Origin of the sequence: Silvanigrella paludirubra, from assembly GCF_009208775.1 — a bacterium.
Taxonomy (GTDB): Bacteria; Bdellovibrionota_B; Oligoflexia; order Silvanigrellales; family Silvanigrellaceae; genus Silvanigrella; species Silvanigrella paludirubra.
In genome coordinates this window covers 361,090-383,181 of record NZ_WFLM01000005.1, presented here as the reverse complement: position 1 = coordinate 383,181, position 22,092 = coordinate 361,090, and the positions used below count along the sequence as shown (strand labels likewise).

Below are 22,092 nucleotides of genomic sequence, written 5' to 3'. Positions count from 1 at the left end.
TCTTTACATGTTACGTGAATTATTTGGCATATCTAATGATTTTAATGGTACTTTTGTAAGTGAAGCAACAATTTCTAATTTTGTTGCTCTTGCAATAGGAAGTCAATGGGCTGGAGAAAGGAATTAAATTGATATTACCGAAGATGGTTTATACAAACTTTACCAATTAAAAATTTTAAGTGCATCACCTAATTCAAGTATATTAAAATCGCTTGCTATGCTTGGAATGGGTCGTGATTCTTTAAATATATATACCATGTGAACCTGATAGAGAATGTATTGATATTTCTTTTTTAAAAGAAGAATTAGAAAGAAATAAAGCAAAGCCAATTATAGTTGTGGCAAATGCTGGAACAGTGAATTCTGTAGATTTTGATAATTTAACTGAATAGAAGAATAATATTATTATTCTATTCAGTTAACAAAACATACAAAAAATTCAGCAAAAAACTTTTTACAATCGAGCTAGTTACTTAAGCGAATTAAATGAGTTTCCAAATTTATTTTATCTTACTCCAGAAAACTCAAGAATATTGCACAAAGAAGGTGAAGTTTTTTTGTCTCAAACCATTTATAAAGAGCAGCATGGAATTCGTGCTGCATTTTGTAATTGGCGAACATCATCTGCTGATATTGAAAGAGCATTAATTTCGTTAAATAAAACTGCAAAAAAGTTTTTTTCTGAAAATAATAATTAATTGATGTTTATATAAAATTAATTATTTTCTTGAATTTCATTTAAATATTATTCTTGAACTATATTTTCAACTCTTTTGTCTGGAATTATCCAAATATTTGCAATAAATAATTCTGTATCAAGAGATTTTACAAATGTATAAAAATAAACAGATTCTATAATTAATAAAATATATTTCTTTCTAATTTATATTTATAAAAAAAGAGTATTTATTTTTTTTACTGAATAAATTAAGAAATAAATTATATGAACTATAAACTTCTGTATAAGAGTGCATACCTGAAGCAACAATAAATGCAGCCATTGATTCCATAAACATTATTGATTCGTTTGATTTTGGTTTTATACCAGATAATAAAATTACTTTACAAGAAAGATTTGCAATTCCTGAAAATCCAGAAATAAATGGTATGTTATTTTTAATAAAATTTTGTACATCTTCATTTTTTGAATTAGCATTAACTCTTATATAATCTTTTGAAAAACTATATGAATAAAATTTATTATCAAAAAGTTTACGTGATTGGACAAACGAAGTATTTCCAAATCTAGTAATATTATAATTAATTAATGATTTATCTTTCATGTTTTTATCCTCTGTATAATCTTTTGTAGGAGAAATATGTGAAGTATAAAATGTATTATTATTTTTAACATATTTTACTACTTTTTTAAAAATTTCCTGATGCTCAATATAAGATAATGAAAACCCAACATGCCAAAAAACAGATAATATTAATAATGAATCTGTTTCAGTCTCAAAAAAATTAATTACATCATTATTTGATTTAAATTCTAATTTTGGTATAGGATAGGTTCCTTTTTTAGACATAAAGCTATTATTTATTTCTGTATATAAAAATTTACATATTTTTAATTGATCGGCTAATTTTCTTGATACATTTAATACATTTTTATTGAAATTATTTTTTGTTAAAACCAAATAAGCTAAGTAGTCTTCTTCTTCAAATCTTTTTTTATAATAGCTATTATAATATTTAAATTCGAATTTTCCATTTGAATAATTTATTACTGTATTTTTTTACATATTACATAATTTAAACATATAAATCTTTCTATAGTATCTTATAATAGTGGAAAATTAATCTAATTATATAAAATAAAATATTAAATATAATTTTAATATTTAATATTTTATATAGATAATAATCAATATAATTGTTTTTATTAATGCTATTATGTATAAAAAGTAATGATATTATAATTAAAATATTATTCTTGAACTATATTTTCAACTCTTTTGTCTGGAATTATCCAAAGAATAGCTACAAATAAATAAATAAACATCGAAACATAGGAAGAATAGTAAGTTAAAAAAATTGCAAGTGCATAAATAACAATTGATATTTTACCTTTTAAATTACCGCCAAGAGATTTTGCAATATCTGAGTCTGAGCCATGCGATGAGGCAAGAGATTTTACTAAAATATAAAAAGAAACAGATGCCATAAGTAAAATAAAGCCGTACATAGCAACGGGAGTTTTTGAAAAAGAATTCTCACCAGACCAAGCGGTAGCGAAAGGAAGTAAGGAAAGCCAAAATAATAAATTCAAATTTGCCCATAATATTTTTCCATTGACATGTTTCACTATTTGAAAGACATGATGGTGATTATTCCAATAAATTCCTACATAAATAAAACTCAAAAAATAGCTTAAAAATATGGGTAATAGAGGTAAAAGTTCATATAAATCATCTGTATGCGGAATTTTTAACTCTAATACCATAATAGTAATAATGATCGCTAAAACACCATCGCTAAATGCTTCAAGTCTGCCTTTATGCATAGTAATCGTTTTTTTGTGAGTTAAATTTGTCATTTAAAATCCAAAATTGTTAATTTAATAAGTTTACTGCATGCTTAGTTCAGATTGAGTATAACTATTTTTAGATTTATTATTTGATTCGTGCTGGTAATAATCTACAGAAGCTGGAGCCAGTAATGTGTTACCTAAAATAATATCTGCAGATTTTTCGGCAATCATCATAACGGGAGCATAAATATTTCCATTCGTAACAAAAGGCATCACAGAGGCATCTACAACTCTTAAATTTTTAATTCCATGAACGGACATAGTTTTGGGATCGACAACAGACATAGGATCTTCACCCATTTTACAAGTGCAAGAAGGATGTAAAGCAGTTTCGGCATCCCGTGCTACCCAGTCTAATATTTCTTTATCCGTTTCTACAGCAGGGCCTGGAGATGTTTCTCCTCCATTAAATTCATTCATCGCATCTTGGCTTAATATTTTTCGAGCGCAGCGAACGGCTTCTATCCATTCTCTGCGATCTTGTTCTGTTGATAAGTAATTAAATTTTAAACTTGGATATTCTTTTGGATTTGAGGAGCGAATTTTTACATGACCTCTTGCATCGGAATTCATGGGACCTATATGGACTTGGTAGCCGTGTCCATTAGATGGAGAAGATCCATCGTACCGAACAGCTAGTGGTAAAAAATGAAATTGAATATTTGGATATGTTACTTCATTGTTACTTCTAATAAATCCACCAGCCTCAAAATGATTTGTTGCTGCGGCTCCTTTTCTTTGAAATAACCATTGAAACCCTATTTTGGGTTTATTCCACCATTTTAACGCTGGGTACATGCTTACGGGTAACTTACAGGCATGTTGAACATACACCTCGAGGTGATCTTGTAAATTTTCGCCTACACCTGGAAGGTTTTCAGTTACCTTAATTCCATGCGATCTTAATTCAGTTGCATTTCCTATACCAGATAATTGTAATAATTGTGGCGAATTAATAGCACCACCACAACAAATAATTTCGCCAGCATATACTTTATGAGTAATTCCAAATTTTTGATATTCAACTCCGATTGCTTTTTTTCCATCAAATAATATTTTTGTTGTTAGCGCTCGTGTTTTTAAATGAAGATTTGGTCTTTTCTTTTTTATAGGGTGATAATAAGCTCTAGCGGCTGAAAGTCTTCGACCTCTATTAATATTTCTATCAAAACGTCCAAACCCTTCTTGACAATAACCATTGACATCATCTGTTAAGGGATATCCTGCTTGTTGGACTGCTTCAAAGAAGGATTGAAATAATGGATTTTCACATGAAGCTGTTTCAAGCATAAGTGGACCATTAAATCCGTGGTATTCATTGGCCCCAATCATTCTTGTTTCCGCTCTATTAAAATAGGGTAAACAATGTTGATAATTCCAATCTTCTAATCCTTTTTGATTAGCCCACTTTTGATAATCAAGAGGATTTCCACGAATATAAATCATTCCATTGATTGAGCTACAGCCTCCTAATATTTTACCTCTACCATGGAAAATACGTCTTCCATTCATAAATGGCTCTGGATCAGATTGGTAACACCAATCATATGCTTTGTTACCTAATGGGTACATTAGCCCGGCTGGCATGTGAATAAATATATCCCAAATATAATCAGGTCTTCCTGCTTCAAGTACTAATACTTTATTATCTGGATTTGTACTTAAGCGATTCGCTAAAACGCAGCCAGCAGAACCGCCACCAATAATAATAAAATCATATTGAATTTTTGACATCACGATTTCCTTTTAAATTTGTAATTGCTTTTCTTACTAAGGAATGAAAATATTCAACCCCATTTTCACGCTCAGGATGCAAAATACCTTCTTGATAAATTCCAACCTCAAGATTTTTTTGTACTTGTTCGCAAATTAAAATATCTTCAACAGTAATTTTTTCAATTAATTTAACAAATTCTTGTCTTTGCTCTAAAGTAACGTCTTGTTTAAAACGAAATCGATAATTTAATTTTGTTTTATTTGGACTTATAGGATTTACCTGTAACATATAAAAACAGTTTTCATAACAAGGTAAACCTAAGTTAGGATAATGCCACAGCCATAGCCCTTCAAAGTGACCCATTCCAGAAGAAGTTTTTCTTTCACAAGAATGAACAGAATAACGATCTTTATTTTCAATTTTATATTTTCTTAAATAAAAATCTCTATTAAATAAAGGATGGACTGTCATACAATGGTAACATTCTTGAAAGCCATCAAGCCATGTTTTCCAATTAAAATTTCCTTCTTTTTCCATGCTTTCATAAATTGTGTATTCATTCATAGGATATTTAGAATGTTCTATTTCAGTTTTTAAGGGGGAAATAAATTCATTAAAAGGGCAGGAATTTTTATCCATATTTATAAATAATAAACCATTGAAGATATCAACTTTTATTTCAAATAAAGAAGAGTTACAGTTTTTTTTAACTTCGGAAGTTTCTAATAAAGGAGTATTCATTAATTCTCCTTTTAAATCATATGTCCATCCATGATATTTACATGTGATAGACGAATTTTTTAAACTTCCGTTTTTTTCATTCACTAAAGGAGCTGCTCTATGAATACAAACATTATGAAATGCTCTAATTATCTTATCATTTCCTTTAACAAGAAAAATAGGATAACCTGCTATATCATGTTTAATATAATCGCCTTCATTTTTTAAATCTGTTTCTTCCGCAATATAAATCCATTCAGATGCAAAAACAGATTTTCTTTCCATCTCATAAATTTCAGGATCATAATACCATGATGCTGGAATAGTTTTAGTAAATACACTCATTGCTTGGTTTCCTTAAGAATAAATAGGATTATTTAAAGTAACGTCTGATGTAAATCTTTTTACTATTTCACATGAAGGTTTATCAATTAAATCTTTTGCAGTTCCTATTTGTAAAATATTTCCTGAGTCCATAATTGCAATTCGAGAACCAATCCGAATTGCTTCTGAAAAATCGTGGGTAACAAAAATAATTGTTTTTTTTAAATTATATTGAAGCTGTAAAATTTCGTCTTGTAAATGTTTTCTATGCAAAGGATCTAATGCTGAAAATGGTTCATCCATTAGTAAAACATCGGCATCTGTAACAAAAGCTCTTGCTAATCCAACTCGTTGTTGCATTCCACCAGATAACTCATGTGGAAACTTATTTTTCCATTCAGAGAGGCCAACTAAATGAAGTTTTTCTGCAACTTGTTTTTTTATTTCTTCAATTGGAATTTTTTGAATTTCTAAAGGATAAGCTACGTTTTCTTCAACCGTTCTCCATGGCATTAAACCAAATTGTTGAAATACCATAGAGATTTTATTTTTTCGAATTCCCATTAATTCATTTTTTGGGCAGTGAATTATGTCTATTAATTGTTGTGTTGAGGGATCTCTAAATTGAATTGTCCCCCTTACTTCTCCATGACTTCTTCCATTCATTCCATTGAAACAACGTAACAATGATGATTTTCCTGAACCAGACAAACCCATTATTACTAGAATCTCGCCTTGATATACTTTGAAACTAACTTTTCTGACGGCTACAATTTGGTTTAATTCTTTATGAATTTGATCTCTGCTTTTACCAGCATCTAAAGCATTAAAGGCCTTATTTGGATTTTTTCCAAAAACTAAATCAAGATGACTAATATTAAAACATTCTTGAGTCATGTTAATTCACCAACTTTTTTGTTAGAAACAGATAATATTCTGTCAAGTAAAATGGCTATAATGACAATTGTTAATCCAGATTCAAAACCTTTGACAATATTCACGGTATTTAATGCTTGAACAACTGGTTTTCCTAGGCCTTCTGCGCCAACTAAAGCAGCTATTACAACCATAGATAGTGAAAGCATAACGCATTGAGAAATTCCTGTTAGAATGGAACTTTTCGCGTAAGGAAATTCAATTGTCCATAATCTTTTCCATCGATTTGCGCCAAATGAGTCAGCTACTTCCATAAGTGAAGGTGGTACCTTACTCATTCCTAAATAAGTCAAACGAATTGTGGCAGGCATTGAAAAAATAATGGTTGAAAAAAGTCCTGGTGCCATTCCTAAGCCAAATAGCATTAATGTAGGTATTAAATATACAAAAGTAGGTATTGTTTGCATTAAATCTAAAATTGGTCTTAAAAATGAGTAGAAAAATGGTCTATGAGCACATAAAATTCCAAGAGGAATTCCAATTAATGCAGAAACTAAAGTAGAAAAAAGTACCAACGTAACTGTTTCTAGAGATTCTCTCCAGTAGCCAAGATTTAAAATAAAAAGACATCCAAAAATAATTAAAATTAATGTTTTCCAATTTCTTTTTATTATGTAAGTTAATATTACTATAATAAGAATTAATATAAATGGATTTGTCCATTCCAATGCATCAACTGTTTTACCAATAACTAAATTTAAAGAGTCTGAAAATAATCTTAAATGATATTCTGATAAATCAACTATATAATTAACTATATCTTGGACCCAAATTCCTATTGGTATTTTTTCCATAAATATCCTCTTTTAATTTACTTAAAATAAATTATTTATTTATAGTTAAGAAGTTTTTTTGAAATTCTTCAAAATTTGCATTGTTTCCATTGCTTAATTTTATATCTGTCAACCATTTTTTAACTTTTGGAAAGTTTGATTTTATCCATATACGAGCTGCGTCTTTTGGTTCCATTTTTTTATTTAGTATCATTCCCATAATTTCTTCTTCATCCTCAATTGTTAAGTTAAATTGATGAAAAAATTTTGTTAATTCGGGACATTCTTTCGAAAAGTTTTTTCTACTATTTATATAAACAATAGATTCTCCTTCTTTTGGACCAAAATATTTATCTCCCCCATCAAGATAATTCATTTTAATCATTTTATTCATTGTGTGTGGTTCCCAGCCTAAAAATACAATCCATTTGTTTCTTTTTACGGATTGCATAACTTCCATAATCATGGCTTGTTCACTCGATTCAATTAACTTCCAGCTTTTTAAATTAAATGCGTTGTCTTGAATCATTTGAAGGATATGTCTGTTTCCATCATTTCCAGGTTCTATGCCAAATATTTTTCCTTGGAATTTATCTTTATATTTTGCAATGTCAGCAAAAGTTTTTACACCAGCTTCATATACATAGGATGGAACTGCTAAAGTATATTTTGCACCTCTTAAGACAGTACCAATCGTTTCAACGGAACCTTGTTTTTGATAGGGAAGAATATCGGCCGTCATAGATGGCATCCAATTTCCAAGAAACACATCTATGTCTTTATTTTTCATTCCTGCAAAAGTCATTGGTACCGACAATTCTGTCGATTTTGTTTCGTAACCTAAAGTGTTAAGAACTTCGGTAGCAACTGCAGTTGAAGCAGAAATATCTGTCCATCCAATACTTGAAAATCGTACTTTTTTGCAATCTGCAATAGCAAATGATTGAAATGAAATTACTCCAAATAAAATAGACGATAATAAATATATTTTTCGCATGTTTTCCTCTAAAAATTGGATAGAGCATTTAATTTCAGACATTGCTTTATTCTTTACAAGAATTTTGTTAATTTGTCTATTCAATGAAAGTGTTTATTAAAATTTATTTATTTCTATTTTATTGGTAATCTTTATTTTATTTTAATGAAATATTTTTTATTACAAAGATATGATTATGAATACATTTTTAAAAAGAGTGCAAATTTTTTTAATTTGCACTAAGTTGCATTTTTTCTCAATTCTTTCGCAGCAAGCACCATATTTTTTAAAGCATATTCTACTTCAGGCCAATTTCTTGTTTTAAGTCCACAATCTGGATTAATCCATAATTTATCTTTCGAAATAAAATTTAATGCTTTTTTTAAATTATTCACCATTAAATCTGTATTTGGAATGTTTGGTGAATGAATATCATAAATACCAGGCCCAATTTCATTTGGATAACAATAATTTTCAAATGCAGATAATAATTCCATATTTGATCTTGAGCATTCAATGGTAATAACATCGGCGTCTAGTTCAGCAATGTATGAAATAATATCATTAAATTCAGAATAACACATATGTGTGTGAATTTGAGTTTCATCGCTTATGCCGCATGACGCAATTTTAAAGCAAGGTATTGCCCAATCAAAATAATTTTTCCAATCCTTCTTTTTTAAAGGGAGTGCTTCTCGAAAAGCAGGTTCATCAATTTGAATAAATTTTATTCCTGCTTTTTCAAGATCAATCGTCTCTTCTCTTAGGGCAAGAGCAATTTGTTTTGCAGTTTCTTTTATTGGTTGATCGTCTCTAACAAAAGACCAAGAAATGATCGTAACAGGACCCGTTAGCATTCCTTTTACAGGTCTTTCTGTTAAAGATTGAGCGTAAGACGTCCATTCTAAAGTTAGTGGTTTTTTACGATAGACATCACCATAAATGACGGGAGGTTTTACACATCTTGAGCCATAACTTTGAACCCAACCATTAGAAGTAAAAATGAATCCTTCTAATAATTCGCCAAAAAATTCCACCATGTCATTTCTTTCTGCTTCACCATGAACTAAAACATCAATATCTAATTTTTCTTGTCTTTGGATACAATCTAAAATATTTTTTTTGATTTCATTATTATATAAATTTAGGTCAATTTTTTTATCTTTTAATTTTTTTCTGAGCCCTCTTATTTCTTTTGTTTGTGGAAAAGAACCAATAGTTGTTGTTGGAAATAATGGTAAATTATATTTATTTTTCTGAATTTGAGCTCTTTCTTTATAATCACTTTTTCTTTTAAAATAATTTTCATTTATAAGATTAATATTTTTTTGAACTTCAGAATTATGCACCTTGTTTGATTTTAGTCTTGATTGTGTGGATTTAAAATTTTCAATAATAAATGTATTTGTATTTTTATCTTCTGAGTTGCTTAATATTTTTGATACTAAAGAAATTTCTTGTATTTTTTGTTTTGCAAAAGCAAGCCAGTTTTTAATCTCGGGATCTATATTATGTTCACTATCTAAATCAACAGGTGAATGTAATAAAGAACAACTTGCACTTATCCATAAGTTTTCTCCAAATAAATTTTTAAGATAATTTAAATTCGATTCAATTTTAAATAGGTCGGACTTCCAGATATTTCTTCCATTAATGACCCCAACGGATAATACCTTATCAACTGAGTATTGATTTATAATTGATTCTATTTGTTCTGGATTAGAACATAAATCTACATGAAGTCCATGAATCGGTAGTCGATTGATCTGTTCTATTTTATCTTCTATAGAACCAAAGTATGTTGCTAATAAAATTTTTAAGTTATTAAAATTTAATTTTTGATAAGTTTCTGAAAATGAGTTTATCCATTCAGGTGATAAATCTAGAGTTAAAATAGGTTCATCTATTTGAACCCAATCTATATTTTTTTCTTTTAGTTTTTTAAAAATTTGATTGTAAATAGGAATTATATTTTTGATTAAAGTTAATTTGTCAAAATTAGGATGACTCGCTTTTCCTAGCCATAAATATGTTAATGGTCCGACAAGAACAGGTTTTACAAGATAACCCTGCTCCTGGGCTTCATCAATATGCTCGAATAAAGTATTTGTAGAAATTGTAAAATTTTGATCTTCCGTAAATTCAGGAACAATATAATGGTAATTTGTATTAAACCATTTGGTCATATCGCATGCTGAAATATTATTTGAATTTGAGGATTGTCCACGAGCCATTAAAAATAAAGAATCTAAATTTATTGTATCTATTTTTTCTTTAAATCGACTTGGAACAACACCTAACAATGCACTTGTTTCTAAAATATGATCGTACCAAGAAAAATCTCCCACTGTGATATAATCAAGACCGCTATCTTTTTGGATTTCCCAATTGTATTTTCTAATATCTTTTCCAATATTTTGTAATTCTTGTTCTGATATTTCTGAATTCCAATAAGCTTCTAAAGCTTTTTTAAATTCACGATTTTTGCCAATTCTTGGGAATCCAAGAATATGTGTATGAAAATAAGTCATATCTAATCTCCTTAAGATAAGTTATGGTTTGTGAAAAATATGAAATTGTTTATTTATTAAAAATTATATAGTTCAATGCATAAAATTTAATTTTCTAATAAATACTAAAAAAGAATTAAAAAAAGAAAAAACGAAGGAATTGTAAATATACTGAGGATAATAGAATAATAGCATTACTGATCTCCACGCTTTAGCTCTATTTATTAAGCGCCTGCAAGCTGCAGTTCAAATTGGCGCTATAAATTAAATGTTAACAAAAAAATTATGAATTGCAAGCGATGAATTATAGGAAAGCTTTATATGATTTAATTTTTCTGACGATATTTGGTTATGAGCCGAAATAAGGACCAGAACATAAACAAATATTGCTCTCATTTAACCCCCTACTTTAATTATTTAAAATAAATTCAAAAAAATTATAACTTTTTTAATTTGAATAATAAAACATTTGAATTGAATATTTTTTTATTGTTAATTTAATCTTATTAATATTTTTTTATATTCTGCCTGCACCAATGCTCTTGGGGTCAAAAGTAAGACGCAATGCTTCTCCAATAAAATTAAGGCTTGCGACAATAGAAAATAAGGCAAGTGCAGGAAAAAAAGCTAAATAGGGGTTTGTCGTTAAATAATCACGAGCAGAATTTAAAAGACCTCCCCAACTAACATGGGCTTGGCTTACTCCTAGACCTAAAAAACTTAACCCAGCTTCAGCGATAATAACTCCAGCTAATGAAAATGTTGCTTGAACAGCTAAAGGAGAGATCGTGTTAGGGAATATGTGTTTAAACATCATACGGTGATTGGAAGCACCTAAAGATTTTGCGGCAACAACAAACTCTCTTTCTTTAAAAGATAAAAACTGACCTCGAACAACACGAGCATAACTTACCCAACCAGTAATACTTAAAGCTATAACAACGTTAATTAATCCTCCCCCAAAAAAAGCCATGATAGCAATTGGAAGAACCATAGGTGGAAATGCTAATAAAATATCTATAAATCTTGAAATAAGGGTATCTATTTTACCACCAAAAAATCCAGCAATTGCTCCAAGAGGAATGCCAACGACAAGGCACATACTCACTGTAATTAGACTAACAATTAAAGATGTTGAAGCTCCATTCATAATGAGCAATCCAACGCTTTGTCCATTTCCATCTACACCAAACCAATAATTTAAAGAAGGATCTTGAAGTCTTTCCTGAAGATGTATTGGTATATTTGATAATTTAGAAAAAACCAAAGGCAATAGAGCAATAAAAACCCAAAAACATAAAATCATACCAGAGAATATTGTTGTTTTATCTTTGCCTGCAATTTTAAAGAAACGATGTGTAATTTTTTTCATGATAATCTTACCCTAGGGTCAAAAACTCGATATAAAATATCTACTAATAAATTACATGCCACATAAATAGTAGCCATTATTATTACACATCCTGAGACAATATTATATTCTCGCTGCTGAACTGCTTCTACAACAAGACTTCCGAGTCCGGGCCAATTAAAAATTTGTTCCGTTATTACTGTTCCACTTAATAATACACCTAATTGCATTCCTAAAACAGTTAGTGTTGGCAAAAAAGCATTTCTTAGTGCATGTTTTGTTAAAACAGTAAATGGAGACAAACCTTTGCTTTTTGCTGTTCTAATATAATCTTCTTGTAAAACATCGACAATTCCGCTTCGGATCATGCGACTTGAAAACGCTGCCAATGAAGCACCTAAAGTAATAGCTGGTAATACAAAAGAACTTGCTCCAAAATTTCCCATTAATGGAAAAATATCTAACTTAACAGCAAATAACCACATTAAAATTGGACCAATAATAAAACTTGGAGCTGATATTGCTAATAAAGAAATAATGGCAGCAGCTTTATCTGTAAACTTGCCAGAAAAAGCTGCACTTATAACGCCAACAAATGTTGCGAGTAAAATTGAAAAAATGAATGCAACTGTTGCTAGTTGTATTGTTTCCCATAATCGAGGCACAATAATTTCAGTAACCGAAATATAACCTGAATAACTTCTTCCTAAATCACCTTGGCATAATTGAATTATAAAATTAAAATATTGTTTCCATAAAGGATCTTGAAATCCATATAAAGTAAGCCATGCTACTTTGTCCGCATCAGAAGCGTCTACTCCTAAAATGGTATCAGCTGGACTACCAGGGATCATTCTTTGTAGAAAAAAAACAATAGAGGAAACACCCCAAAGAACAGCTATCAATTGTAAAAAACGTTGCACAAAAATTTTAAGCATTCGTGTCCTTTATTTTTTTGTAACGTTAACAAGAGACCAATATCTTCCGTCAGCGTATAATTTAAAACCTTCTATATTTTTAGAAACAATTGCAACATTTAAACTATGCCATAAATAAACATATGGAAGTTCGCCTGCTAATAATTTTTGAGCTTGATCATAAATTAATTTTCTTTTTTCAGGATTGATTTCTTCTTTTCCTTCTTGCAAAAGCTCATCTATTTGTGTGTTAGCAAAGGCTCCTCTATTTCCTCCGTTTGGTGGCGTCATATTTGAAGCAAACACAAATCGTAAATGATCGGGATCTTTAAATCCAACCCAAGGAGAAATCCAAACTTTGGCAACACCTCTTTTTACCTGGTCACTAAAAACACTATTTTCTAGCATTTCAACAGTGGGAGAAAAACCAACATCTTTTAAATTTGCAGCGATTGCTTTTGCAACTTCAACTGTCGCTTTGTTACTATTAGAAACTTTTATAGAAAAAGAAATAGGCTCTTGTAAATTTGCTTCTTTTAAAAGGGATTTTGCTCTTTGAGGGTTAAATGGAATTTCAGGTATTGCTGAATCAAAATAATAATTACTAGGAGGAAACATGCTAGAAGCCAATACGCCTTGTCCTTGTAATCTAAATTGTAAAAGACTTTTTCTATCTACTGCATAAGCAATTGCTTGGCGTACTTTTAAATTGCTAAAAATTGGATCTCTAAAATTAAATGCCAAGTATGTTGTTGATAACTTTGGAGCACTTAAAATATGAAATGTATCTGTCTTTGACTTTTGAATTAAAGAGACTTTATCGGGATCAATTGCATTTTGAGCAATGTCAATATCTCCTCTTACTAATGCAGCGTAGCGTGTCCCGCTGTCTGAAATAATTTTAAAATCCAATTCTTTCATTTTAGGTTTTTCTGAGTAATTATACTGATCATTTCTTACTAAAATCCAGTCTGAAGAGTCTGCTGATTTTAAAATATAGGGTCCACTTTCGTAGCCTTTATTATTTATCTCATTGGGGGCAGCCGAATAAACGGCATCTTTCGGGAGTGTGCCTACAATTAAATTGTTTAAAAAAGATGCGTCTGGTGAATTTAACTCAATTTGAAGTTGGTTTTCAGAAAGAGCTTTAAATGAAGTAACATTGCTAAAAGCTGCTTTTCTTGGGCTTGGGGGAAACCCTTTTTGGGGATTTATAATTTGATTGTATGTAGCTTCAACATCATAGGCATTTATTACTTTACCATTATTGAATTTAATCCCTTTTTTTAGGGTTATATTCCATGCTTTATTAGATATAGGCTTTATTTCATTGGCTAATATATTAATTAAACTACCTTGTTCATCAAAGCTGACCAAAGGTAAAAACCTTATATTTTCAATATATAAGCTATTTGCGTCTCCACCTATTATACGGGGGTCGCCAGAGCTTACTTTAGAATCTAATGCAATTGTAAGAATGTCTTTATTATTTCTTTCATTTAAGGAGCTTTTGCCTCCTGCTGATAAATAGATGATATAAGCCACAATTCCAGCAGATATTGCTGTAATTGCTATTTTTTTTGTGGTAAAATGGACTGTCATTTATAAAAATCTCCAATTAGGCGCTTTAAAAAAAGCTATCGATCAACATATTTTAGGACGGTAAGAAAAACGATGCAAACTTGGATCTCAATGTTTAAAAACGTGTTGACGCATGCTTAAGCTATTGCTACAAGCATAGGATATACTGTATTTTAAAAGACAGTGTATTCATTCTCCTTTTGCTCTTTTTAAGGAAGCATTATGGCTCGTATTTCTGTTCAAGATTGTTTAGATCAAATTCCTAACCGCTTTGCTGTAGTTATGCTTGCGGCTCGTCGTATGCGTCAGCTTCAAAAAGGAAGTGATGCTCTAGTTGAATGCAAAAATAAAGAAGCAGTAACTGCTTTACGTGAAATTGCTGCTGGAAAAGTAGGAATTAAAAATGCTGAAATTGTTCCTGGATTACATTTGCCAAACAAGGTTAAGTAGCTTTAATTTAATTCTCTCCCATGAGTTGTGATTCATTCATTTTTTAAAACTGGATCCTGTATTCCATGCAGTTTCCAGTTTTTTATTTTAAATAAAAAGGATTTTATAATGGCTACACCTTGTCGATATTTTACAACTCCAATTTATTATGCAAATGGAAGTCCTCACGCTGGGCATGTTTATGCTACTATTTTAACAAGTATTTTAAAGACACATTATTCCCAAAGAGGAGAAAATGTAAAGTTTTTAACAGGCCTTGATGAACACGGTGAAGCTGTTCAAGATAAAGCTAAAGAACTTGAAATATCTCCGCAAAAACTTGTCGATGACATGGCTATTTTATGGAAAAAAGAATTTGCAAGATTTGAATTAAATAACGATATATTTATTCGAACTACAGATAAAGATCATGTTAAAAATGTTCAAGATATTTTAAATTACTGTCATAAAAAAGGTGATATTTATTTTGGGGAGCATGAAGGTTATTATTGCATAAAGTGTGAAGGGTTTTTAACAAATTCAGAGCGTGATGAAAATAATAATTGTTTAGTTCATAAAAGACCAACAGAATTACGTAAAGAAAAAAATTACTTTTTTAGAACTTCAAAATACCGCGATAAATTAATTGATCTTATTTCTCAAGGAAAAATAACACATCAAGAAAAATATAAAAATGAACTACTTGGTATGTTAAAAAATTTGGAAGGTGATTTAAGTATATCAAGACCAAAAACTCGTTTAACTTGGGGAATTGAATTGCCCTTTGATAAAGAGCATGTTGCCTATGTTTGGTTTGATGCATTACCAAATTACGTAACAGGTATTGGTGGCTTAGATCAAGCTCGTACAAGTGAATTTTGGAAAAATGTAAATCATATTATTGGTAAAGATATTATTAAATTTCATGGTATATTCTGGCCTGCAATGTGTTTATCTTTAGATATTCCTTTGCCAAAGTTATTAATAACAGGTTGGTTGCTAAAAGATGCACATAAAATGTCAAAAAGTTTAGGTAACGTTGTTACTGTTGACCAAATTTTACATTATGGTCGAGATATGTTTGTTAATTTTGTTTTTAGAGCTACTAATCCTGGTGATGATATTGATATCTCTTGGAAGTCCTATTTTGAAAGATATAACTCTGACCTTGCAAATGGTGTTGGTAACTTATTATCAAGAACTCTTGCCATGATTGAAAAATATTTTGAGAGAAAAATCCCAAAATTCCATTTGAATGAATTAAATGATGAACAAAAAGAAATTGTTAAAATCTCCCAAAATGCTTTAATCAATGTTACTAAATCATTTGATGAATTTAGAATTGCAGATGCAATGAATGAAATATCTAATTTAGTTTCTTTAGCTGATAAACTTATTGCAAATCAAAAACCATGGGAAATTGCAAAAAACAACGATGAAAAAAGTTTGGCTCAATTAGAAAATATTTTAGCTACATGTGTTGGTGTTTTAAGAACCGTAGGATATTTATCTTATTCATTTCATCCTTCAAAAATGAATGAACTTTTGTTAAGTATAGGTGAAAATTTAAATCATACTCCACCTTCCATTAATAAAGTAAAAGAATTTACTTCTATTTATAGTGGATTTGTCTGTGATCATATTCCAAAGTTATTTAATCGAATTGATATTGCTGCTGAACTTGCTGCCATTGAGCCTGATAAGAAAAAAGAAATTAAAAAATCAGAAGTTAAAAAAGTGGATAAATCAGAAAAATTATCTAATATAGAAAATAAAAATTCAGATACAAATCTCGCTACTGATATAATACAAATTCAAGACTTTTCTAAAGTACAAATGCGTGTTGGTACTGTTGTTAGTGCTGAGTGTGTAGATGGTTCCGATAAATTATTAAAACTTGTTGTCTCTCTTGGTGAATTTGGTGAACGGCAAATTTTCTCAGGAATTAGAGAATGGGTAAAACCTGAGGAAGTTGTGAATCATAAAGTAATTATAGTTTGTAATCTTGCGCCGCGTAAAATGCGTTTCGGAACAAGCGAAGGAATGATGTTATCTACAGATACAATTGAAGGAAAAATAAGTCCTGTTTTTCTTCCAGAATATTTGAAAGAAGGTTCTTTGTTAAGTTAATTATGATTTATTAAAATTGAGTTTTTCGTGAAATAAATAATTTCTAAAGATGGGGAAAATATGGGCTTTAATTATAAAGCGATTTTTGTTGATCTTGATGGCACTCTTCTAAATTCACAAAAAGTTATTTCTCAAAGAAATTTAAAATGTCTCAATGAATTTATTGATAATGGAATACCCGTAGTTATTGCTACTGGTAGAACATTAAAGTCAGTAAAAAAAGTAACTCAAGGATTAAAAATAGACACTCCAATTATTACTTTAAATGGAAATGATATTCGTAAAAGTATTGATGGATATTCTATGATGCTTTCTTATGTTGATAATCAATTAAAAGAAGCTATTTTTGCAATGTGCAAAAATATTTTAAATGGAAATTCTGATTATTATATTCAGAATATTCTTTTTGATACAGCAAATGGTTTTTATTGTTTGCATCCTAATCTTCTCGATTCAAATGAATTTTCTACTCATTATGATTCCGATGTTAAAGAATTGGATATTGATAATCCTCCCGCAGAATCTATTGTTAGCTTTTTATTTTTATTAACACCTGATAGCAATCGTGAGGCTTTTTTAACTGAACAAACAAAGTTTTTTAAACCACTTGGTGCAAAATTTTGTACGTTTAATGGTTGGCCCTGGATTGAACTTGGTTCACCAAAAGTGAATAAAGGGACAGCTATGCAATATGTCTGCGACTATTTAGGAATAAATATGAAAGATGTGATTGCATTTGGAGATGGAGAAAACGATGTAGAAATGTTAGCAGAAGCAGGACTTGGTGTTGCAATGGCAAATGCCGATTTACATGCGCTTAAAATTGCTAAAGCAAAAGCGCTTTCAAATGACGAAGATGGTGTCTCTGTTTTTTTAGAGCACTTAAAACAAGCTGGAAATATTCAATAATGGAAATTTATAAAAAGCCACCAGATTTCAAAGAAGTTGCCAATAAATGGTGGACACAAGATCGACTTAAAAAAATTATGGGTGATAAAAACTACACAATAACTCCATTAAATGCGCCGTTATTGTTACGTTCATTAGGTCTATTAAACTCTGATGCTTCTATTTCTCCTGATAATTTAAAAAAGTTTATTCAAATTAATCATATGTTTAATTTGTTAGAACCGCATTTTGAAGATCTTGTAAAAAGACATAAAAAAGTTTGTATTTTAGATGCAGGATGTGGAAAATCTTATCTTACATTTTTATTAGCATGGTGTTTTATAGAAAAATGGAAACATCCTGTAGAAATAATTGGCGTTGATACAAATACAAAAATTATAAAAAGCTGTAACGAAAAAGCTGAAAAATTAGGATATAGCTCTATATTAAAATTTGAATCTGCTTCTATGTTAACTTACAAATGGGATAAAGAAACAAGGCCGAATGCTGTGGTAGCGCTTCATGCATGCGATACTGCAACAGATATGGCACTTTCATTTGCCATTAAACAAAAAGCCGATTTTATTGCTGTTGCTCCTTGTTGCCAAGCAGAACTAGCTCGTAAATGGAAAGATAGTGAAACAAGTCATCCTATGTCTCCAGTATTTCATACTCCTCAGGTTCGTAGAGAAATTGCAGCACATTTTACAGATGCGCTCAGAATTTGTTTAGTACGCTCTAAAGGCTATGAAGTGACAGCTACAGAGTTTGTGCCATCTGCTCATACCCCGAAAAATCGTTTGATTACTTGTATTAGAAGAGGTAATCATCTTGAATCTGCTGAAAAAGAATTTGTTTCTTTAAAAGAACATATTGGCGGCAATGTCATTACTCTTGAAGAACTTTTATTGAATGAAATTTAATTAATATAATAATATTTGGAGATTTTTTTTTATGCGCATGTCCAAATTAGTTGGTAGAACAATTAAAGAAACACCACGTGATAGCGAATTACCAAGTCATAAATTTATGCTCAGAGGCGGTTTTATGCGCCAGTACTCAGCAGGAATTTATGGCATTTTACCAATTGGAATGCGCTGTATCGCTAAAATTGAAAAAATTTGTAAAGAAGAAATGAATGCTGTTGAAGGGCAAGAAATAAGAATGCCTTGTACAGCAACTAAAGAGCTATGGGAAGAAACAGGGCGTTACCAAACTTTTGGAAAAGATATGATGAAGTTTAAAGATCGTCATGAAAAACCAATGGTATTAAACCCAACACATGAAGAACCTGTGGTTTATTTAGCTCGTACGGAAATCACGAGTTATCGTCAGTTACCAGTTATGATGTATCAAATTCAATCTAAATTTCGTGATGAACCTCGTCCGCGCGGTGGATTAATTCGTTTGCGTGAGTTTACAATGAAAGATGCTTATAGTTTTCATGCAAATGAAGAAGATTTAAAGCAATACTATGATCGTGTATATGATGCCTATAATCGTTTCTTTAAGCGTACGGGCTGTAAAAATTTTGTGAGTGTAATGTCAGATAATGGTTTATTTGGTGGAAAATATTCTCATGAATTTCAAATGCTCGCTCCAACTGGTGAAGATAAATTAATAACATGTCCTCATTGCAAATATAGTGCTAATGAAGAAATATCGACTTCACCATTTGTAATTAAAAAACAAACAGAAGTTTCTATGACAAAAGAGCATACCCCAAATGCAAAAACAATAGAACTTTTAACGAATATGTTAAAAATTCCAGCTGAACAAACAGCAAAAGCAGTCATGTTTCAAACCTTAGAAGGAGTTCCTGTTATCTCCTTTGTAAGGGGTGATCTTGAGGTTATTGATAAAAAAGTGCGAACATTAGTTAAATCTGAAGTTGTAACAGCAACTCATGAATCTATCGTAAAGGCAGGAGCTGTTGCGGGGAGTACAGGTCCAATAGGTTTAAATTTAAATGAATGTTATGTCGTAATTGATCATACCGTTGCAAAAAGCAATAATTTAGCTACGGGTGCCAATGAAAAAGATTATCATTATGTGAATTTTAATTTAGAAAGAGACTTTTTGTCTAAGTTAACAGAATCAGAAAAAAAGAAAGTCATAATTGGAGATATTGCCGCTGCAAGAGAAGGTGATCCATGCCCTAATTGTAACTCTAGCTTAAAAGAAACACGTGGCATTGAAATTGGGAATATTTTCCATTTAGGAACAAAATATTCAGAAGGTATGGAATGTACCTATTTAGATCAAAATGGAAAAAAACAATACCCTATTATGGGATGCTATGGAATTGGTATAACAAGACTTCTTCCTGCTATTATTGAAGAAAGTCATGATGACAGAGGTCCTATATTACCTCTACCTATTTCTCCATTTGAAATACATTTTTGTGTTTTAAATAGAAAAGAAAATATTATTATAGAAAAATCCGAAGAGCTTTACCAAAGCTTAACAAAGCAAGGTTTAGAAGTTTTAATGGACGATCGTGATGAAAAACCAGGATCACAATTTGCAGATGCCGATCTAATGGGAATTCCATTTCGTATTATTCTTTCACCAAAAACTTATGCAGAAGGCTGTGTAGAGTTGAAATACCGTGATAATAGATCAGAACCACGTAAGGTTAAATTAGAAGAAATTGAAAATATTTTATTATCAGAAATTAAAGATGAATATAGAAAATACAATTCGCTTTAATGCGAATTGTATTTTAATTTAGATAAGATTCTAATAAATAAATCCAATTTTAAAAAAACTTAATTAAACATAATATCTTAATATTATTAAGCTAAATATAAAAATTTAATAAATGATAAAAAACTCCGATCCATTATATGTTATAATGTAAAATAAAGGATTTATTTATGAAAATACTTTTAACAGGAGCTACTGGCTATATTGGAAAAAGATTATTACCAGAGCTTTTAGATAAAAATCATGAAGTATACTGCTGTGTAAGAGACAAAAAAAGGTTTGATTTAAGTAAGTTTAAAAATAAAAAAGTTCATTTAATTGAAGTTGATTTTTTAAAAGAAGAAACACTTATTCATATTCCTAAAGATATAGATATCGCTTATTATTTAATTCATTCTATGTCTACAGATAATGACGATTTTAAAATTTTAGAAAATATATCTGCATTAAATTTCAAAAATTATATGGAAAAAACTTCTGTCAAACAAGTTATCTATTTGAGTGGTATTATAAATGATACTATTTTATCAAAACACTTAGAATCAAGAAAAAATGTTGAGAATATTTTATCAAATTCTTCTTACGCCCTAACAACATTGAGAGCAGGAATTATTGTTGGTTCTGGTAGTGCATCATTTGAAATAATTCGAGATTTAGTAGAAAAATTACCAGTCATGATAGCACCAAAATGGGTTAAAACAAAAACTCAACCTATTGCCATTAGAAATGTAATTGAATATTTATCCGGAGTCATGGAGAATAAAGAAACGTATAATAAAAGTTATGATATCGGTGGTCCTGATATTTTAACTTATAAAGAAATGTTATTGCAATTTGCATATATAAGAAAACTAAGAAGAAAAATATTTGAAGTTCCTGTCATGACACCTCGATTATCTTCATATTGGCTTTATTTTGTAACTGCAACAAGCTATTCTTTAGCAAAAAATTTAGTTGATAGCATGAAAATAGAAGTAATATGTAAAGAAAATAACTTAAAAAACATGCTAAATATCAATTTAATTGATTATAAAGAGTCAATTCGTATCGCTTTTGATAAAATTGAACATAATCAAGTGCTATCAAGTTGGAAAGATGCTCAAACGAGCTCTATTTTAAGCGATGGAATTTCCTCGCACTTAGAAGTACCAAGTTATGGATGCTTTTTAGATGTCAGAAAAGAAAAATCAGAAAATGTAGAAAAATCTATAGAAAAAATATGGTCAATTGGTGGTATAAATGGATGGTATTCTGGAGACTTTCTTTGGAAAATAAGAGGATTTATTGACCAAATATGTGGCGGTGTTGGACTAAGAAGAGGTAGAAAAAATCAAACTGAAATATCAGCAGGTGACGCTTTAGATTTTTGGAGAGTCTTAATTGCAGATAAAGAAAATAAAAGAATATTATTATATGCAGAAATGAGACTTCCAGGCGAAGCTTGGTTAGAGTTTAAAATTGATCAAAATAATAATGTAATTCAAACAGCAACCTTTAGACCATTAGGAGTTTTTGGTAGGTTTTATTGGTTTATTGTATTGCCATTTCATGGTTATATTTTTAATGGAATGATTAAAAAAATTGCTAAAGGATAGTGA

At 30.0% G+C, this 22,092-nt stretch carries 18 protein-coding genes; 7 read left to right on the top strand and 11 right to left on the bottom strand.

Going from position 1 to position 22,092, the window contains the following annotated elements; all coding sequences use genetic code 11:
• The first annotated feature begins 557 nt into the window (after positions 1 to 557).
• Complete coding sequence (locus GCL60_RS14985) at positions 558 to 698, top strand: hypothetical protein (RefSeq protein ID WP_153421481.1); 141 nt, start codon at positions 558 to 560, stop codon at positions 696 to 698.
• A gap of 180 nt (positions 699 to 878) precedes the next feature.
• Here GCL60_RS14985 and GCL60_RS14980 read toward each other — a convergent pair whose 3' ends face one another.
• From GCL60_RS14980 to GCL60_RS14930, 11 genes are all read right to left on the bottom strand, one after another.
• On the bottom strand, positions 879 to 1,640 hold the full coding sequence (locus GCL60_RS14980; RefSeq protein WP_153421480.1) for a hypothetical protein: 762 nt from the start codon (positions 1,638 to 1,640) through the stop codon (positions 879 to 881).
• Between the two features lie 290 nt (positions 1,641 to 1,930).
• Positions 1,931 to 2,506, bottom strand: coding sequence for a TMEM175 family protein (locus GCL60_RS14975; protein WP_153421576.1), 576 nt, complete (start codon positions 2,504 to 2,506; stop codon positions 1,931 to 1,933).
• Positions 2,507 to 2,569: 63 nt separating this feature from the next.
• Positions 2,570 to 4,267, bottom strand: coding sequence for a choline dehydrogenase (betA, locus tag GCL60_RS14970; RefSeq protein WP_153421479.1), 1,698 nt, complete (start codon positions 4,265 to 4,267; stop codon positions 2,570 to 2,572).
• Positions 4,248 to 5,315, bottom strand: coding sequence for an aromatic ring-hydroxylating oxygenase subunit alpha (locus GCL60_RS14965; protein WP_153421478.1), 1,068 nt, complete (start codon positions 5,313 to 5,315; stop codon positions 4,248 to 4,250). The genes betA and GCL60_RS14965 overlap by 20 nt, the downstream gene beginning before the upstream one ends.
• A gap of 12 nt (positions 5,316 to 5,327) precedes the next feature.
• Positions 5,328 to 6,191, bottom strand: coding sequence for an ATP-binding cassette domain-containing protein (locus GCL60_RS14960; RefSeq protein ID WP_153421477.1), 864 nt, complete (start codon positions 6,189 to 6,191; stop codon positions 5,328 to 5,330).
• Positions 6,188 to 7,024: an ABC transporter permease subunit gene (locus GCL60_RS14955; protein ID WP_153421476.1), complete on the bottom strand. Its 837-nt coding sequence runs from the start codon at positions 7,022 to 7,024 to the stop codon at positions 6,188 to 6,190. Before GCL60_RS14955 ends, GCL60_RS14960 begins: the two co-directional genes overlap by 4 nt.
• Positions 7,025 to 7,055: 31 nt before the next feature.
• Positions 7,056 to 8,042: a choline ABC transporter substrate-binding protein gene (choX, locus tag GCL60_RS14950; RefSeq protein WP_202614041.1), complete on the bottom strand. Its 987-nt coding sequence runs from the start codon at positions 8,040 to 8,042 to the stop codon at positions 7,056 to 7,058.
• 176 nt (positions 8,043 to 8,218) lie between these two features.
• Complete coding sequence (gene metE, locus GCL60_RS14945) at positions 8,219 to 10,510, bottom strand: 5-methyltetrahydropteroyltriglutamate--homocysteine S-methyltransferase (RefSeq protein ID WP_153421475.1); 2,292 nt, start codon at positions 10,508 to 10,510, stop codon at positions 8,219 to 8,221.
• Positions 10,511 to 11,006: 496 nt separating this feature from the next.
• Complete coding sequence (locus GCL60_RS14940) at positions 11,007 to 11,861, bottom strand: ABC transporter permease (protein WP_153421474.1); 855 nt, start codon at positions 11,859 to 11,861, stop codon at positions 11,007 to 11,009.
• A complete protein-coding gene (locus tag GCL60_RS14935; protein WP_153421473.1) occupies positions 11,858 to 12,778 on the bottom strand; it encodes an ABC transporter permease in 921 nt (306 codons plus the stop codon). The genes GCL60_RS14940 and GCL60_RS14935 overlap by 4 nt, the downstream gene beginning before the upstream one ends.
• Before the next feature lie 9 nt (positions 12,779 to 12,787).
• Positions 12,788 to 14,359: an ABC transporter substrate-binding protein gene (locus GCL60_RS14930; protein ID WP_153421472.1), complete on the bottom strand. Its 1,572-nt coding sequence runs from the start codon at positions 14,357 to 14,359 to the stop codon at positions 12,788 to 12,790.
• 201 nt (positions 14,360 to 14,560) lie between these two features.
• Between GCL60_RS14930 and rpoZ the strand changes: the two genes are divergently transcribed.
• The 6 genes from rpoZ to GCL60_RS14900 all read left to right on the top strand — a co-directional run bounded on the left by rpoZ (position 14,561) and on the right by GCL60_RS14900 (position 22,089).
• The gene (gene rpoZ, locus GCL60_RS14925) at positions 14,561 to 14,788 is read left to right on the top strand and encodes a DNA-directed RNA polymerase subunit omega (protein WP_148698522.1); all 228 of its coding nucleotides are present in this window, start codon (positions 14,561 to 14,563) and stop codon (positions 14,786 to 14,788) included.
• A gap of 108 nt (positions 14,789 to 14,896) precedes the next feature.
• Entirely contained in the window at positions 14,897 to 16,897 is a 2,001-nt protein-coding gene (gene metG / locus GCL60_RS14920) for a methionine--tRNA ligase (protein ID WP_153421471.1), read from the top strand.
• Between the two features lie 60 nt (positions 16,898 to 16,957).
• A complete protein-coding gene (locus GCL60_RS14915; RefSeq protein WP_153421470.1) occupies positions 16,958 to 17,806 on the top strand; it encodes a Cof-type HAD-IIB family hydrolase in 849 nt (282 codons plus the stop codon).
• The gene (locus tag GCL60_RS14910; protein ID WP_153421469.1) at positions 17,806 to 18,708 is read left to right on the top strand and encodes a class I SAM-dependent methyltransferase; all 903 of its coding nucleotides are present in this window, start codon (positions 17,806 to 17,808) and stop codon (positions 18,706 to 18,708) included. The genes GCL60_RS14915 and GCL60_RS14910 overlap by 1 nt, the downstream gene beginning before the upstream one ends.
• Before the next feature lie 31 nt (positions 18,709 to 18,739).
• The gene (locus GCL60_RS14905; RefSeq protein WP_153421468.1) at positions 18,740 to 20,497 is read left to right on the top strand and encodes a proline--tRNA ligase; all 1,758 of its coding nucleotides are present in this window, start codon (positions 18,740 to 18,742) and stop codon (positions 20,495 to 20,497) included.
• A gap of 167 nt (positions 20,498 to 20,664) precedes the next feature.
• Positions 20,665 to 22,089: an SDR family oxidoreductase gene (locus tag GCL60_RS14900; protein ID WP_153421467.1), complete on the top strand. Its 1,425-nt coding sequence runs from the start codon at positions 20,665 to 20,667 to the stop codon at positions 22,087 to 22,089.
• The last annotated feature ends 3 nt before the right edge of the window (positions 22,090 to 22,092 follow it).